Origin of the sequence: Mesorhizobium sp. M1348 (assembly GCF_040317925.1) — a bacterium.
GTDB lineage: Bacteria > Pseudomonadota > Alphaproteobacteria > Rhizobiales > Rhizobiaceae > Mesorhizobium.
This window is the reverse complement of sequence record NZ_JAMYLH010000095.1, coordinates 1-505: the sequence shown is the minus strand read 5'-3', so window position 1 is coordinate 505 and position 505 is coordinate 1. Positions and strand designations below refer to the sequence as shown.

The 505-nt window shown below is 69.5% G+C and carries 1 protein-coding gene; it reads right to left on the bottom strand.

Going from position 1 to position 505, the window contains the following annotated elements; translation table 11 throughout:
• A partial coding sequence (locus NKH13_RS35585) for a DUF7146 domain-containing protein (protein ID WP_502914611.1) occupies nucleotides 1–505 on the bottom strand: 505 nt, incomplete at both ends.

Sequence of the window (505 nt, the reverse complement as noted above, 5' to 3'; positions counted from 1 at the left end):
TAGACAGCATCGTCTCGATGCCTTCGCCGACCGCAAGGACGTCGTCGGCAGCGCCAAAGCGGACGGCATGGCCGAGGAGGCCGCCCATGGCCCGCCGCGGCGTGTCGACCGGCGCCTTGCCGGAACCGTCGAGGGCAAGCCAGGTCCGATGCGCCCCGGTGATCCTCCCTTCGAGATCGGTGACGGCGGCGATCATCGCCGGCCAGGTCTCGGTCGGGCCGTCGCCCTCAGGCCGATAGTAGCAGCGCGGATGGAATCGCAGGCTGCCCGCGTCGCGCACGGTCCTGATGCCGCGATTGCGCAGGTAGGTCTCGACGAGCGTCCGGCGGATCGGCTGCGACATGGCAAAGAGACGCCGCGCCGCTTCCGGCGACCCGGCTGGAACGGGTGTGCGAACAGGCTTTGGGGTGCCGTATGGTTCGGCGCGCGGCAGGCTCAGAAAGCGCCGTGCCTCATCGGCGACATCGCGGAAATCGACGAGACCGCAGCTCTCGCGGATGACGTC